At 69.9% G+C, this 13,797-nt stretch carries 14 protein-coding genes and 3 tRNA genes; 7 read left to right on the top strand and 10 right to left on the bottom strand.

The features are described 5' to 3' along the window. Positions 1 to 38: 38 nt before the first annotated feature. Positions 39 to 1,409, bottom strand: a complete 1,371-nt coding sequence (locus tag ACT2CW_RS48395; protein ID WP_445521203.1) for a 6-phospho-beta-glucosidase — start codon at positions 1,407 to 1,409, stop codon at positions 39 to 41. After that, positions 1,406 to 2,191, bottom strand: a complete 786-nt coding sequence (locus ACT2CW_RS48390; protein ID WP_414085166.1) for a DeoR/GlpR family DNA-binding transcription regulator — start codon at positions 2,189 to 2,191, stop codon at positions 1,406 to 1,408. The genes ACT2CW_RS48395 and ACT2CW_RS48390 overlap by 4 nt, the downstream gene beginning before the upstream one ends. Before the next feature lie 100 nt (positions 2,192 to 2,291). Between ACT2CW_RS48390 and ACT2CW_RS48385 the strand changes: the two genes are divergently transcribed. The 4 genes from ACT2CW_RS48385 (at position 2,292) to ACT2CW_RS48370 (ending at position 6,525) form a co-directional block, all read left to right on the top strand. Continuing rightward, positions 2,292 to 3,281 (top strand): carbohydrate kinase family protein, encoded by a 990-nt coding sequence (locus tag ACT2CW_RS48385; protein WP_445521202.1) that lies wholly within the window; start codon positions 2,292 to 2,294, stop codon positions 3,279 to 3,281. 81 nt (positions 3,282 to 3,362) lie between these two features. After that, the gene (locus ACT2CW_RS48380) at positions 3,363 to 4,745 is read left to right on the top strand and encodes an extracellular solute-binding protein (protein WP_445521201.1); all 1,383 of its coding nucleotides are present in this window, start codon (positions 3,363 to 3,365) and stop codon (positions 4,743 to 4,745) included. 11 nt (positions 4,746 to 4,756) lie between these two features. Next, the gene (locus ACT2CW_RS48375) at positions 4,757 to 5,707 is read left to right on the top strand and encodes a carbohydrate ABC transporter permease (RefSeq protein ID WP_445521200.1); all 951 of its coding nucleotides are present in this window, start codon (positions 4,757 to 4,759) and stop codon (positions 5,705 to 5,707) included. Next, positions 5,704 to 6,525: a carbohydrate ABC transporter permease gene (locus ACT2CW_RS48370; RefSeq protein ID WP_138915807.1), complete on the top strand. Its 822-nt coding sequence runs from the start codon at positions 5,704 to 5,706 to the stop codon at positions 6,523 to 6,525. Before ACT2CW_RS48375 ends, ACT2CW_RS48370 begins: the two co-directional genes overlap by 4 nt. 248 nt (positions 6,526 to 6,773) lie before the next feature. Here ACT2CW_RS48370 and ACT2CW_RS48365 read toward each other — a convergent pair whose 3' ends face one another. From ACT2CW_RS48365 to ACT2CW_RS48355, 3 genes are all read right to left on the bottom strand, one after another. Then, a complete protein-coding gene (locus ACT2CW_RS48365) occupies positions 6,774 to 7,463 on the bottom strand; it encodes a hypothetical protein (protein ID WP_445521199.1) in 690 nt (229 codons plus the stop codon). Beyond that, the gene (locus ACT2CW_RS48360) at positions 7,460 to 7,882 is read right to left on the bottom strand and encodes a hypothetical protein (protein WP_138915805.1); all 423 of its coding nucleotides are present in this window, start codon (positions 7,880 to 7,882) and stop codon (positions 7,460 to 7,462) included. Before ACT2CW_RS48360 ends, ACT2CW_RS48365 begins: the two co-directional genes overlap by 4 nt. Positions 7,883 to 8,035: 153 nt before the next feature. Next, a complete protein-coding gene (locus ACT2CW_RS48355; protein WP_445521198.1) occupies positions 8,036 to 8,479 on the bottom strand; it encodes a protein-tyrosine phosphatase family protein in 444 nt (147 codons plus the stop codon). Positions 8,480 to 8,607: 128 nt separating this feature from the next. Here ACT2CW_RS48355 and ACT2CW_RS48350 point away from each other — a divergent pair, with 128 nt between their 5' ends. Next, entirely contained in the window at positions 8,608 to 9,768 is a 1,161-nt protein-coding gene (locus ACT2CW_RS48350; RefSeq protein ID WP_445521197.1) for a hypothetical protein, read from the top strand. Positions 9,769 to 10,491: 723 nt separating this feature from the next. Here ACT2CW_RS48350 and ACT2CW_RS48345 read toward each other — a convergent pair. Together ACT2CW_RS48345 and ACT2CW_RS48340 are read right to left on the bottom strand one after the other, a co-directional pair. Continuing rightward, positions 10,492 to 10,860: a VOC family protein gene (locus tag ACT2CW_RS48345; protein WP_445521196.1), complete on the bottom strand. Its 369-nt coding sequence runs from the start codon at positions 10,858 to 10,860 to the stop codon at positions 10,492 to 10,494. A gap of 41 nt (positions 10,861 to 10,901) precedes the next feature. Beyond that, the gene (locus ACT2CW_RS48340) at positions 10,902 to 11,675 is read right to left on the bottom strand and encodes an oxidoreductase (RefSeq protein ID WP_445521195.1); all 774 of its coding nucleotides are present in this window, start codon (positions 11,673 to 11,675) and stop codon (positions 10,902 to 10,904) included. An 80-nt stretch (positions 11,676 to 11,755) separates the two neighbouring features. On the opposite strand from ACT2CW_RS48340, the gene ACT2CW_RS48335 reads away from it, so the two are divergent. After that, complete coding sequence (locus tag ACT2CW_RS48335; protein ID WP_445521194.1) at positions 11,756 to 12,334, top strand: TetR/AcrR family transcriptional regulator; 579 nt, start codon at positions 11,756 to 11,758, stop codon at positions 12,332 to 12,334. A 528-nt stretch (positions 12,335 to 12,862) separates the two neighbouring features. Here the strand turns inward: ACT2CW_RS48335 and ACT2CW_RS48330 are convergent. The 3 genes from ACT2CW_RS48330 to ACT2CW_RS48320 form a co-directional block, all read right to left on the bottom strand. Beyond that, positions 12,863 to 12,939 (bottom strand) — tRNA-Ile (locus ACT2CW_RS48330). 174 nt (positions 12,940 to 13,113) lie between these two features. After that, positions 13,114 to 13,186: transfer RNA gene (locus ACT2CW_RS48325), tRNA-Asn, on the bottom strand. A gap of 5 nt (positions 13,187 to 13,191) precedes the next feature. Then, positions 13,192 to 13,264, bottom strand: a tRNA-Asn gene (locus ACT2CW_RS48320). A gap of 247 nt (positions 13,265 to 13,511) precedes the next feature. Between ACT2CW_RS48320 and ACT2CW_RS48315 the strand changes: the two genes are divergently transcribed. Continuing rightward, positions 13,512 to 13,781 carry a hypothetical protein gene (locus ACT2CW_RS48315; RefSeq protein WP_020871515.1) on the top strand — a complete coding sequence of 90 codons (270 nt, stop codon included), beginning with the start codon at positions 13,512 to 13,514 and terminating at the stop codon, positions 13,779 to 13,781. The last annotated feature ends 16 nt before the right edge of the window (positions 13,782 to 13,797 follow it).

Raw genomic sequence — 13,797 nt, 5'->3', positions numbered from 1 at the left:
GGGAGGGGAAAGACCCACCGGACACCCCCTAGTCGCCGCTAGGACGTCTTGCCGCCGAGGACCTCGGCCACTTCGGGGATGCGGTCGATGTAGCCGTCGAGCAGCTTGCGGCCGACGGTCACCGAGTCGACCAGCGGGTGGAGGGAGAACGCCTTGGCGGCATCGGTCCGGGAGCCGGTGACAGCGGCGCTGATGGTGAGCCGCTCGACCGCCTTGACCTGCTGCATCAGCCCGGTCTGGTGGAGATCGGGCTGGGTGATGGTGAGCGGGTGGACCCCGTTGGCGTCAACGGTCACCGGCACCTCGACGACGGCGTCGTGGGGGAGCCCGGAGACGGTGGTTCCGTTGCGTACGTTGAGGATCATCGTGGCGCGTTCATTGCGGCTGATCGCGGCCATCACCGCGAGGGCGACCCCGGCATACCCCTGGTGCGCGGGGTCCGGCCGGAAGTCCTCGTCCGGTTGGGCCTCCCCTTGGACGGCGCCCTTGGCCTCGGCCATGTAGTTGGCGCTGCGGTCGGCGATGGTCTTCCGCCACAGCGACACGGCCGCGCCTCCGGCGGCCTCCGTCACCCGCTGGTAGAACTCCCGCTGCTGGCGGGCGAGGAACTCACCGCGGGTCTGCGGAGCGTCGAGGATGGACCGTACGGCCTCCCGGTTGAAGTAGTAGTAGTACAGATACTCGTTGGGGATCACTCCGAGGTCGCGCAGCCACTCGCGCCCGAAGACCACGCCCTCCTCCAGGTCGCCGAGGCGCCGGTCGTCGGCGAGCAGCCGGGGCAGGATGTCCTCGCCGTCGTGCAGCACGCGGCGCATCCAGCCGAGGTGGTTGAGGCCGACGTAGTCGAACTGGGCCCGGGACGGGTCGAGGCCGAGGGTCGTGGCGATGCGGCGGCCCAGGCCTGACGGCGTGTCGCAGATGCCGAGGACCCGGTCGCCGAGGACGCTCTGCATCGCCTCGGTGATCATGCCCGCCGGGTTGGTGAAGTTGATGACGTAGGCGTGCGGGGCCAGCCGCCGTACCCGGTGCGCGATGTCGAGCATGACGGGGATGGTGCGCAGCCCATAAGCCAGTCCGCCCGGGCCGGTGGTCTCCTGGCCGAGGACGTCGAGGTCGAGGGCGACCCGCTCGTCGCACATCCGCCCCGCAAGCCCGCCCACGCGGATGGCGGCGAACACGAAGTCGCTGCCCTCCAGGGCGTCGTCGAGCGACGTGCTGACCGTCACCCTGGGCGCGTCGGCATGGCCGTCGGCGAACTGGGCGAGCACTTCGGCCATGGCCTTGAGCCGGGCCGGGTCGGTGTCGTACAGCCACACATCGTCGATACGGGGGGAGCCCTGGTCGTGCAGCAGGGCCTGGTAGACGTAGGGCACGCGGAACCCGCCGCCGCCGAGGACGGTCAACTTCATGCGAGTATCACCTTTCCGTCCGCCTCGCGGCAGAGCTGGAGCGTGTTGGGGTCGGCACCGCTGGTGGTGATCAGGACGTCGAGGTCGGAGAGCGAGCACACGCGCAGCGATCCGGTGCCGGGGAACTTGGTCTCGACGGCGACCAGGACGACCTTTCCGGCGGTCTCGATCATGGCTTGTTTCAGGGGGGCCTCGACGGCCATGTTGTCCACCACATGACCGTTCGGCCGCACCCCGGTGCAGCTCAGGAAGAGCAGGTCGGCGCTGACCTGGCGGAGTGCCTGCTCGGTGAGGGAGCCGACGAGGGACTGGTAGTTGCGGCGCAGCACCCCGCCGAGCATCACCAGCCGTACGGCGTCGTCGTCGCGGAGTACGTCGAGCACCGGCAGGCTGCTGGTGATGACGGTGACGGGGCGGCCGCGCAGCCGGCGGGCGATGGCCAGGGGGGTGGTCCCGATATCGAGGACGATCACGCTGTCGTCCTCGACCAGCTTCACGGCCTCCTCGGCGATCGCCTCCTTCAGTGCCTCGTCACGCGACATGACCAGGTCGAACGGGGTCTCGTGCTCCACCTCCGCACCGGCGGCCTCCGCGGCCCCGTGCGGCGACAGGGCCGCTCCGCCGTAGGTGCGGAGCAGCTCGCCGTTGCGGTCGAGGAGGGTCAGGTCCCGGCGAATCGTGGACTCGCTGACCTGGAGGTTCTCGGCGAGTTCGCGTACCGAGGCCACTCCGGTCGACCGGAGTGACTCGACGATCTTCGCATGTCGTTTGCGTGAAGTCACGCATTGACCCTAGCACCACATGACTGAAGTCAGTCATGAAGACAAGAGATGTTCTTGTTGCTGATCGACTCTTGTCATTCCGCATGGGCGGTGCTCATAGTTGAGCACTTCACCGTGGTCGCACCGGAAAGAGGCGGTCTCCGTGCTCGACGTGCTCTTCGCCGGCGAGGTCTTCTGCGACCTCGTCCTCGGCGGCATCCCCCATCTGCCCACCCCGGGAACCGAGGTGTTCGCCGACCGGTTCGCCGTCTCCCCCGGGGGAACCGCGACCCGCGCCGTCGCCACCGCCCGCCTCGGGCTGCGGACCGGGATCCTGGGGGTGATCGGCACCGACCTCTTCGGCGAGCACCTGGCCGCCCGGCTCGCGGCCGAGCAGAACCTGGATCCGACCTGGCTGCGCCGCGACCCCGCCGTGCACACCCCGGTCACGGTCGCGGTGACCCAGGAACACGACCGCGCCTTCCTCACCTACGAGGAGAAGGGGGCCCTGCGCCCCGAGGTGTGGGAGGGCGAGCTGCCCGCCGTCCGCTTCCTCCAGCTCGGGATCGGACAGCCGCTGCCCGCCTGGGCGGCCGAGTTCCGCGCCCGCGGCACCCGGGTGGTGGGCGGCGTCGGCTGGGACTCCACCGGCCAGTGGTCCCGGGAGCTGCTCACCCGGCTCGCCGAGGTCGACGTGTTCATCTGCAACGCCGTCGAGGCGACGAGCTACACCCGCACCGGCACGGTCGAGGAGGCCGTGAAGGTCCTCGCCGACCATGTGCCCGACGTCGTCGTGACCGATGGCGGAAACGGCGCGGTCGCGGTGGACGGCGTCACCGGTGAGCTGGTCCGGGTCACCGTACCCCGGGTGCCGGCCGTCGATCCCACCGGCGCCGGTGATGTGTTCACCGCGGGACTGATCACCGGCCTGAACCACGGCTGGCCCCTCACCACCCGGCTCCGCTTCGCCGGACTGTGCGCCGCGCTGTCGGTGCAGAGCCTGGGCGGCGCGAACAGCGCACCGCGGTGGGAGGCGATCGACGCCTTCCTCGAACGCACCCCCGGCATTCCGGATGCGGACCTGGTCCGCATCCGGGCGATCAAGCCCTAGCTCCCGCGCCCCGGCACCCACCGCACCCTCAGCCCCGTACGACCGCACCCCCAGCACCCCCAGCACCAGGAGGACCACCCCATGGCCGAGAGAACCCCACGACGCCCCCGTCGGCGTCTCATAGCCGCGGCGGCCCTCGCCACCGGTGTCCTGACCGGTGTCGCGGCCTGCTCCCCCGGCCCGAGCGGCGGATCGGCCACCAGCGCCAAGACCTCCGGCCCGGTCTCCACCGACCCCGCCAAGGCCGGGAAGGTCACCCTCACCGTGTGGGACCAGAACACCGACCCGGGCGCCAACGTCTCCACCGAGGCGCTCAACAAGGCGTTCATGGCGAAGTACCCGAACGTCACCATCAAGCGCGTCTCCCGGTCGTTCGCCGACCTCAAGACCACCCTGAAGCTCGCGCTGTCCTCCGCCAACCCGCCCGACGTCGTCCAGGCGAACCAGGGCTACCCCGACATGGGCGCCTTCGTGAAGGCCAAGCTGCTCCAGCCGGTGGACCGCTACGCCAAGGCCTACGGCTGGGACTCCTCCTTCCCGTCCCAGTTGCTCGACCTCAACCGCTTCTCCCCCGACGGCAAGACCTGGGAGACCGGCGATCTGTACGGCGTCTCGCAGACCGGTGAGATCATCGGCATCTACTACAACAAGGCCAAGCTGAAGTCGCTCGGCCTGTCCGTGCCCACCACGCTCGGCGACTTCGAGACCGCACTGGCCAAGGCCAAGGCGTCGGGCCTGCAACCCCTTTCCTACGGCGACGCCGACAAGAGCCCCGGCATCCACATCTTCGGCGTCATCCAGGCCCTCGCCGCCGGCAAGCCCGAGGTCCGCAAGCTCGTCTTCGACGAGGGCGACGCCAAGTGGACGGACTCCGGCACCCTCAAGGCCGCGACCACGCTGCGCCGCTGGGCCGACAAGGGGTATCTGGGCTCCGGCTTCAACGGCAAGAGCAAGGACCAGGCCGTCGACTCCTTCGGCCGGGGCAAGTCCCTGTTCCTCCTGGAAGGCACCTGGCAGTCGGCCGTCCTCGCCCCGAAGATGAAGCAGAACGTCGGCTTCACCGCGCTCAGCCCCGCCGCCGGGCAGCCCCCGCTCACCCAGGGCGGCGAGGGCCTCGCATGGTCCGTGACCTCCAAGTCCAAGCACCCGGACGTCGCCGGCGCGTACATCGACTTCCTCGTCAACAAGAACGGCATGAAGGTCGCCGCCTCCCACGGGAACCTGCCGGCCCTTCCCCCGGCCGACTACAAGCCGACACCCGGCACCGTCGACGCGGACATCCTCACGCGGTGGAAGGCCGTGAGCGAGAAGGACGGACTGCTGCCCTACCTCGACTACACCACCCCGACCTTCTACGACACCCTCACCGCCGCCGTCCAGGAGCTGACCGCCGGGCACCTCACCCCCAAGGCGTTCACCACTCGGCTCCAGTCCGACTACTCCTCCTTCCAGAACAGCAGGTAGACCCCCATCTCATGGCCGCCACCGCACACCGCCCGACGGCACGCAAGCGTCCGGCCGGCGCCCCCACCCGGGAGCCGGTCCGGCGCCGCGGCCGCGTCATCCAGTGGAAGGGCTACCTCTACGCCCTTCCCGCCCTGATCGTCCTCACCGTCTTCCTGCTGATCCCGCTCGGCCAGCTGGTGCAGATCTCCCTCTTCCACTGGGACGGGATCTCCGTCTCCACCTGGGCCGGGTTCGACAACTACACCGAGATCGCCCGCGACCCGCAGCTGCGCGCGGGCTTCCTCCACTCCTTCGTCCTGATCCTGTTCTTCTCCGTCATCCCGATCGCGCTCGCCCTGGTGCTCGCCGCGGTCACCACGCGGGCCGGCCGGCTGCGCGGCGTCTCCGTCTTCCGCGCGATGATCTTCCTGCCGCAGGTGGTCGCCATGGTCGTGACCGCCACCGCCTGGACGGCGATCTACGCTCCCGACGGCGTGCTCAACACCGCGCTGCGCGCCATCGGTCTCGAGACGGTCGCCCGCCCCTGGCTCGGCGACTTCTCCACCGCCCTGCCCGCCGTCGGACTCATCGGCACCTGGCTGGAGATCGGCCTGTGTCTGGTGCTGTTCATCGCCGGCATCGGGCAGATCCCGGCGGAGCTGTACGAGGCGGCGAAGCTGGACGGGGCGGGCCCGGTGCGGGAGTTCTTCGCCGTCACCCTGCCCGGGCTGCGCGGGCAGATCACCGTCGCGCTCACCCTCACCGTGATCGCCGCCCTGCGCACCTTCGACCTGGTGTACGTCGCCACCCACGGCGGCCCGGGCAACGCCACCAGCCTGCCCGCCTACGAGGTCTACAACCGGGCCTTCGGCACCGGCCAGGTCGGCTCGGCCTGCGCCATCGCCGTCACCCTGACCGCGGTGATCCTCCTTCTGACCTTCCTGATCACCAAGGTCCAGCCACAGGAGGACGAGACGTGATCTCAGGCCGCGAACGGGCGTTCAACTACGCCATCCTCACCCTCTTCGCCGCGCTGGCCCTGCTGCCGCTGATCGGCGTGGTGTCCTCCGCGCTGACCCCCGCCGCGGAGTCCGGGCCCTCCTTCACCTGGCCTCACCACCTGGACCTCGGCAACTTCTCCACCGCCTGGCGCCAGGGCCACTTCGCCACCTATCTGACCTCCAGCCTGCTGGTCGCGTTGTCGGTGGTGTTCCTGACGGCCGTCCTGGCGATCCTGGCGGGCTTCTCCTTCGCGCACTTCGACTACCCCGGCCGGTCAGTCCTCTTCTACGTCACCCTCATCGGGCTGATGGTGCCGCCCGAGGCGTTCGTCATCCCGCTCTACTTCAACCTGCGCGACACCGGACTCACCGATTCCTACTGGTCGCTGATCCTCCCGCAGACCGCCCAGTCCCTCGCCTTCGGCGTCTTCTGGATGCGCAACTTCTTCCGCTCGGTGCCGGTCAGCGTCATCGAGGCGGCGCGCCTGGACGGGGCGTCCGACTGGCGGCTGCTGTGGCGGATCCTGGTGCCCACCAGCCGTCCGGCGCTGCTGACGATGGCGATGCTGGTGTTCATGTGGACCTGGAACGAGTTCCTGCTCCCGCTGGTCATGATCACCGACGAGAGCAAGCGCACCGCACCGCTCGGCCTGGCCTTCTTCCAGAGCGAGCACACCACCCAGTACTCCGTGCTGGCGGCCGCGTCCATCATCGTCGCCCTGCCGGTCGTCGCCTCGTATGTCTTCCTCCAGCGGCACTTCATCTCCGGGATGCTCTCCGGCGCGGTGAAGGGTTGAACGGACCATGGAACCGAACGGGAGACCGGGGCCCGCCGCGGCGGCCCCGGTTCTTCCGTCCTCGCGGGTACCGCCTAAGCGCTTCGCTGGAAGTGCCCCGACCTGCCGTCGATCGTCTGCGGCGCCGTCGTGGCTGGTCCCACGCGGCGGAGCCGCATATCGACACAGCCGCGGCGGAGCCGCATATCGACACAGCCCCGCGCCCCTTCGGGGCGCCACCGAACCGCGGCCGACTTCCACCGATCCGCCTACCCGTCGGACTGGGACCACACGGTCGCCTCGGCCGTGACGCCGGTGGTGAAGCTGTCGCTGATCGAAGTGATGGTGAGGACGGCGGTACGGCCTTCCATCGTGTTCACGCACACCACCGTTCCGACCTTGGCCTCGACCTGCCGGACGCCCTGGGCGGACACGAGCTCGGAGCACTCCTGCTTGGTGGGCATTCCCCGCTCCGACCAGATGGCAAGGTCCGGCTGCCAAGCGGTGAGCCGGGGCGGGTTGACCAGGCCCAGATCGAGGTCGCCGGAGCCCGCGTCGATCTTCGGCGGAACCTTGTCGAGCCTCGGTCCGTGTTCGGCGATCCGCACCTTCCCCCGCCACTGAATGGTGCTGGTCGGTGCGGACAGCGACGCCGAAGGCGCCGGGGCCTCCGCACCCTCGGCCGCCCGGGACGGCGGTGCCGGACTCGGCGACTTGCCGGAAGAAGGGCCCGAGGACTCCGCGGAGCCGTTGTCTCCGGAACTGGTCACCACCCAAGCGACCACGCCGACCAGGCCCAGCACGCACAGCGCGACCACGGCGATCGCCACCCACCGCCGGCCGCCTCGCGGTGGTCCGCCGAAGAAGTTGATCTGGGTGTTGTGGGAACCGCCCTGCGCGCCGCCGTGCCCACGGAAGTCGTTGCCGGACACCCCGCCCGTGCGTCCGCCCCCGGTCATGCCCCTGACCCGAAGTGGTTCGTCTGCTGGTTGCCGGTGCCGGTCTGAACCGCGGTGGGACCGCTGAAGGTGTTGTTTCGGACCCCGCCGCCGTCGCGCCGCGCGGGTTCGCCGTACGGCTCCACCAGCGCACGGAGTTCGGCGACCACCCGCCCGCGCTCACTTTCGTCGAGACCTTCCAGGAACCTCCGGAAGCGGACCTGCCAGGTCTGGCGGAACAGTGTCCGCTCTTCCTCGCTCAGCTCGGGGTCTTCCAGCTCCGACGTCGTCCGGTCGAGGCGCTCCAGCTCCGCCCGCTCCCGCCCCGCGTCGCCGCGGCCCAGCAGCCGGGCGATCCGGTCCCGCATCGCCGCCCACGCGTCGGACCCGGCCGCCTGCACCATCGCCGCCGCCACCTGGCCTGCCACATCGTCCACCATGCGCCTCCCCTCCAGACATGCATGCGGTTCCTCACCGTAGCGCGCCCGGAACCACAAGTGACGGAAGGAACACGGGCATTGAGAGAAGTCCGTGACGCGTCGTCGTTCCGGCCGGAGGCGTCTCCACGTCAGCCGGCCGGAAGCATCTCCACGTCAGCCGGCCGGAAAGCGGGCCACCCAACGCCGCTGCCAAGGCGTCTCGACGGCCCGGGGGTGATGGTGGGTGCGCGCCCAGGCCACGGCGTCGGCGGGGGCCACCCCCGCCAAGACGGCCAGGCAGGCGATGACGGTCCCGGTCCGGCCGACGCCACCCCCGCAGGCGACCTCCACGGGCGTGCCCGCACGGGCCCGCTGGTGCAGCGCGCGGATCTGCCGTACGGCCAGGTCGCGGTCGCGGGGCAGCAGAAAGTCGGGCCACTCGACCCACGCGCGCTCCCACCCCAGCTCCCCGTCATGCCGCTCGCGCAACCGGCTGGACCCCAGATACAGCCCGAACCCGGGCAGCGGCCCCTCCGGCCGCGGATGCCGCAGACCGCGCCCCCGGACCCATGAGCCGTCCGGCAGCCGCAGGGCTCCCGCCAGCGGTGCGTCACTCATCGCGTCCCCGCCCCCGATCCGAAGCGCCCGGCCACTGTCGGCACGGCGTCGATGTCCTTACGCATCCGTTCACTCTGGCCGCGCTTCGCGCTTTCCGCAAAGGAGTTGAGTCGTGTCAGGATGTGGCGATGGTGTGGCTGGAGGGACGCGGGAGGCGGACGGCCGGGCTCATGGCGGCCGCGGCGAGTGCGGCGCTGGCGCTGACCGCCTGCGGTCCGGGGGGCCCGGGCGGCTCGGATGGCTCGGGCGGCTCCGGCAACGGGGACGCCGGGGACCGCGAGGCGACGTACAGACGCGTCATCGAGGACCCTCACCCGCGCCCGGCCGATGTCATCGAGGCGGCCGGGGCACCCACCGATGTGGCCCGCGCGGACGACGGCTCGCTGCTCCTGGCGTACGAGGCGAGCAATGTCGAGGACGACGAGGGACCGGCCGCCACCGCCTGGCGTATCGTCGGCCCGGACGGCCGTACGGTGGCCGAGCACGCGGAACACGCGAACGCGGAGGACGCGCCGCCCGCGTTCAAGGGGGTGCGCGGCGGCTTCGCGCGGGTGCCGCCGGGCGAGGGAGCGGAGGGAGCGTACGTCCTCGACGTAAGCGGCAGGCGGCACAAGCCCGTCATCACCGAGACCCCGATGCGCACCCGCCCCGGCGACCTCCTGCTCGCCGAACTGGAGCCGACCCTCGTCTACCGCCCCGCCACCCGCACCGTGGCGCCCCCGGCCGGAGCGCCGGACTACGCCATCCGCTTCGCCGTCGACGAACGGGGCACGGCCTGGAGCCTGGACCAGCCCCTGACCGACGACCCCAACCGCGTCGTATGGCAGCGCGACGGTCACACCCTCGGCTCCAGAGCCGTCCCGAAGCCGTACGCGGGAGGCGTCCTCGCCGCGCGGGGTGGCACCGCGGCGCTGTCCCTCACCCGGGGCGAGCGGGTGCGCGGTCTGCTGCTGACGACGGACCGCGGCGAGCACTGGCGGACGGTCCTCACCGGCGGAATTCCCTGGCGGGAGCTGAAGCGCGGCCCGGAGTCCCTGGTCCTGGAGTCGCTCGCGGACGGGCGGCTGCTCGTCGGCGAGGAGGGCGGTCGCTACTGGCTCGCCGCCGACCGTGCCAACAACGCCTTCCACGAAGTGAAGACACCCGCGGCGTTCACGTCGTTGACCGTCGACGGCACGACGCTCTACGGCATCGCGGACGCGACGACGGCGACGTACGGCCTGGTGAAGGGCGAAGGGCTGTGGATCTCCCGCGACGGTGGACGCGAGTGGCACCGCCACGGCAGATGATCTGCCCACAAGAACATCTGTCACCCAGCATGTCCATGCTGGGCTACCCGGGTGAGCGCACCCGACGACGAGGCCAAGAAGCCCCGCGGCGAGGGCGGTGACTTGGCCGGCCCCGCGGTGGCACCTGGGCCCGCCCGGGCCCCTGAAGGACCCCCGGGTCCCCCGGGTCGGGCCCGTGATCACGCACTGAGCCATCTGCGGCGCTGACCCGCGCAGGCGACATCGTAATCTCCGTAGACAATGAGGCTGATGGCTACTCAGCGATGGCCTTCTGGAAGACCAGCGACGGGCGTTCAGGAACGTGCGTGGATTCCAAAGGCATCGGTAAGCCGCAGTTGTGCAACTACAACTTCAAAGAAAGCGGCAACATCAAGATCAGGGCTGCCCTGCACGACCACGACTCTCATAGAATAGTCTTCGGCGGCTGCCTTTGGACGCCGTGGGTGCACATCGGATAGCGGACACGTACTGCCTGCGCGCCGTGGACACCACGAGCCTCGGGCCAGCAACTTCTGCGTCGTTCCTGGTAATCGACTGGAACATCCGTTGACGGTAAGTCTCGCTCTCCTGGATTACCGCTGGTTCATCCTGGGACGATGGCGTAGCGAATTCCATGCCGTGGTCATGCGCCAGCTAGGAGTCGGCGTCCTTCTCTTCGAACGGTTCCGCTGTCTTCGCGATCGGACGTCTTAGGGATCCACTGCCAGGCAAAGCGTCGGTCGCTCAGGCTGAGCGCAGACAGAAAGGGTGTCCGGCCGGGCTGGCGTAGACCCGGCTGCCCTTTCGGGAAGCCGGATGGACGTCGTCGGTGGACCGCAGCCGGTTGGCGCCGGCTTCAATCGCCGTCCGGTCGGCGGTCCAGAGATCGTCGACGGCGAAGTCGAGGTGCATCTGCTGGGAGGTGCCGTCCGGCCAATCCGGGGCGTCATGCCCGGGGGCTGACTGGATCACCAGTACCGGAAAGCCGGGGGCCTGGACGAAGTGGTGGGTCGGTGTCCGGGTGATCGAGCCGCCGAGCAGTCGGTGCCAGAAGGCGCTCTCCGGCTCCAGGTCGGCAGCATCGATGATCACGGAACGCAGAGTGATGTTCACGATAGTGTCCTCTTCTTCGTGTTCTTCGGGCCGGCTGTCGCTCAGAGCGCCGGGATGATGCCGCCGTCGACGCGGAACTGCGCTCCCGTGAGCCACTTCGCGCGCCCGGACGCGAGGAAGGCGATCATCTCGGCGACGTCCTCGGGATCGCCGGGGCGGCCCATCGGCACCTTCAGGTGGTCCACGATCTGCTGCGTGACCTCGTCGGTGCTGACGCCCTGCTGGTCGGCGATGTGCCGCAGGTGGGCGGTGGCGCCGTCGGTGACGACAAAGCCTGGCAGGACACACACCACGCGCACCCCGTGCTCGCCCACCTCGGTGGCCAGTTCGCGGCTGTAGGCGTTGAGCGCCGCCTTGGCGGCGGCGTAGGACGCCTCCGTGCGCTGCGGAAGACGGCTCGCGATCGAGGACACGTGCACGACGACACCGGACCTCCGCTCGACCATCCCCGGCACCAGGGCCCGGTCCAGGCGCACGGCGCTGAGGAGGTTCATCTCCACATCCGCGCGCCAGGACTCGTCCGACCGGCTCAGGGTCGGCGCCGGGGTGCTCGCCGCGCCCGCGTTGTTCACGAGCACGTCCACCCCGCCCACGCGGTCGATGACCTGCCGGCCGAGTTCGGCCACCCCCTGCTCGGTGGAGAGATCGGCGGGGATGAACGTGGCCGGCAGGTCCTCCCTCGGCTTGCTCCGCGAGGCCGTCAGCACGGTCGCGCCCGCTGCGGCGAAGCGGCGGGCAGTGGCTTCGCCCAGGCCGCGGCTGCCACCGGTGACCAGCACACGAAGCCCGTCCAGTGCTTCTCCTGGAACCGTCATGGGAGTTCTCCTCCGTAAGATGAACCCGACTCCGGAAACAATACAATAAGCGGAGTCGGACTCACCTTATGGAGGTTCTGTTGTCGTCATCACGTCCGCTGCGCGCCGATGCGCGGCGCAACCGCGAGGCGCTCCTGTCCGCGGCGCGGGACGCGTTCCTCGGCGGCGACACCGACGCGCACGTCGAGGAGATCGCTCGCAGGGCCGGGGTAGCCGTGGGGACGCTCTACCGCCACTTCGAGACACGCGAAGCCCTCGTCGAGGAGGTCTATCGCAAGGAAGTCGACGAACTGTGCGCCGCTCCCGCAAAGCTCCTGGAGCAACACGCCCCGCACGAGTCCCTGCGGCGCTTCCTGCTGCTGCTCGTGGACCACGCGGCCGTGGGCAAGGGGATGGCCGTCGCCCTGGAGAGCATCATGGCGACGAACTCACCGGTCTTCGACAACGCCCGCACCCAGATGGCCGACGCCCTCACCCAACTGCTCGACGCGGGCACCACGGCCGGCACCATCCGCGACGGCGTCACCGGCCCCACCCTCCTGCGAGCCCTGGGCGGCATCTGCGCCATGCATGCCACCGAAGGCTGGCAGGACGCAGCCCGACAGATCACCGCCATCCTCTACGACGGCCTCCGCTACGGCACCCCACAGACAACGTGAGCCGCCCGCTCGGCCGAAGCCGGGGGCCGCGACCTCGCGTCGAACCGCATTTCGCCTATCACGCCGGCGAGCCAACGGAGGCTATCGTCAATGCCCGTAGTGCTCTGTCGTATGGCGGACTCGGTGACGTCGCCAAGCGCCGCCTCCTGGCCATCCAGGCCCGCGCCCTCGGGCACCTGGGCGACGTGGAGTCTGCGCAGCGGGCGATCCGGCAGTCTGAGGAGACCGGCCTCGGCCACCGCGACGACCTGCACGACGGCGTAGGCGGCGAGTTCAGCTTTCCCGATGAACGGCTCGCCATGTCCAACAGAACGACCATCGCCCGGACCGCTTCCCCGACCGCCCGCCGAGCTCCGAACGGGCGCCGGAAGGCAAGGGGACGGCCCTCCGTCCGCTGAACCGGTTCCGTGTCCCCTCTATGGCCCCTGGATCTTGGTCTGAACGGATGAACGGGAGTCGCCGCGTCGGCGCGGCGACTCCCGTTCTTATGTCTTCGCAGGTCAGGATGGGGTCTGCCCGCGTGTGCCCTGGTGGGGCGGGTGGGACTCGAACCCACGGCCGACGGATTATGAGTCCGCTGCTCTAACCGGCTGAGCTACCGCCCCGTAACGGCGCGTCGTACACATCTGCGCGCGCCGTCTGCCGCAGCATAGCCGCTCATACGATCTGCTGCTTCGAAGGGCCGATGCTGGGAGGCCCCCTGGCTGCGATCATGACGTAGATCACGTCCGGAGGGGGCCGGAAATGAAAAAGGACCCCGCAAGGGGTCCTCCTCACTGCTCCCCCGACTGGACTCGAACCAGTAACCCTCCGGTTAACAGCCGAATGCTCTGCCAATTGAGCTACAGGGGACCGAGCTCCCCCGACTGGACTCGAACCAGTAACCTGCCGGTTAACAGCCGGCTGCTCTGCCAATTGAGCTACAGGGGATTGCTCCGTGTGCCGCGACCGTGGCCCCGCCCGGATCGCCCGGACGGCGTGCGCTCGCTGCGACACATACATTAGCGCAAGCAGGGGGGTGCTCCGCCAATCGGTTCGCCGCGTCCGTCCCCGGGCGAAGCTCCCCCGTTCCAGGGATGATCTTCTGGATGATCGTGGGTGATCTGCGGCGCGGGCGGGTAGACGTGCGGCACGACCCCGGGGTCCAGTTGTGAAGGACAGCGAGAAGGGCAGGTCGATGCGCTACCGGCTGACGTTCATCACCGGGATGGCTGTGGGTTACGTACTGGGCACGCGAGCCGGCCGCCAGCGATACGAGCAGCTGCGCGCGTGCGCGCAGAAGTTCGCACGGAACCCGGCCGTCCGCAATACCGCCGAATCGGCCGCCCAAGGAGGCCGGCATGCCGCCGTGCGGGCGCTCGACAAGGTCCGGCCGCTGCGCGAGAAGATCGGGCAGCGCGACCCCCGCGCGGTGGGCGAGGACGACTGGGGCACCAGCAACACCTAGACCCGGCGGTGGCATG

The sequence above is a fragment of the Streptomyces sp. NEAU-174 genome, assembly GCF_052665095.1.
Note: the sequence above shows the minus strand (reverse complement) of the source record. Positions and strands in the feature narration are given on the sequence as shown.

Bases quoted from the DNA above. Each gene is read 5' to 3' on its own strand.
- ACT2CW_RS48395 (WP_445521203.1), bottom strand. From the start codon at position 1,409: ATGAAGTTGACCGTCCTCGGCGGCGGCGGGTTCCGCGTGCCCTACGTC.
- ACT2CW_RS48380 (WP_445521201.1), top strand. From the start codon at position 3,363: ATGGCCGAGAGAACCCCACGACGCCCCCGTCGGCGTCTCATAGCCGCG.
- ACT2CW_RS48375 (WP_445521200.1), top strand. From the start codon at position 4,757: ATGGCCGCCACCGCACACCGCCCGACGGCACGCAAGCGTCCGGCCGGC.
- ACT2CW_RS48365 (WP_445521199.1), bottom strand. From the start codon at position 7,463: ATGACCGGGGGCGGACGCACGGGCGGGGTGTCCGGCAACGACTTCCGT.
- ACT2CW_RS48360 (WP_138915805.1), bottom strand. From the start codon at position 7,882: ATGGTGGACGATGTGGCAGGCCAGGTGGCGGCGGCGATGGTGCAGGCG.
- ACT2CW_RS48355 (WP_445521198.1), bottom strand. From the start codon at position 8,479: ATGAGTGACGCACCGCTGGCGGGAGCCCTGCGGCTGCCGGACGGCTCA.
- ACT2CW_RS48350 (WP_445521197.1), top strand. From the start codon at position 8,608: ATGGTGTGGCTGGAGGGACGCGGGAGGCGGACGGCCGGGCTCATGGCG.
- ACT2CW_RS48340 (WP_445521195.1), bottom strand. From the start codon at position 11,675: ATGACGGTTCCAGGAGAAGCACTGGACGGGCTTCGTGTGCTGGTCACC.
- ACT2CW_RS48315 (WP_020871515.1), top strand. From the start codon at position 13,512: ATGCGCTACCGGCTGACGTTCATCACCGGGATGGCTGTGGGTTACGTA.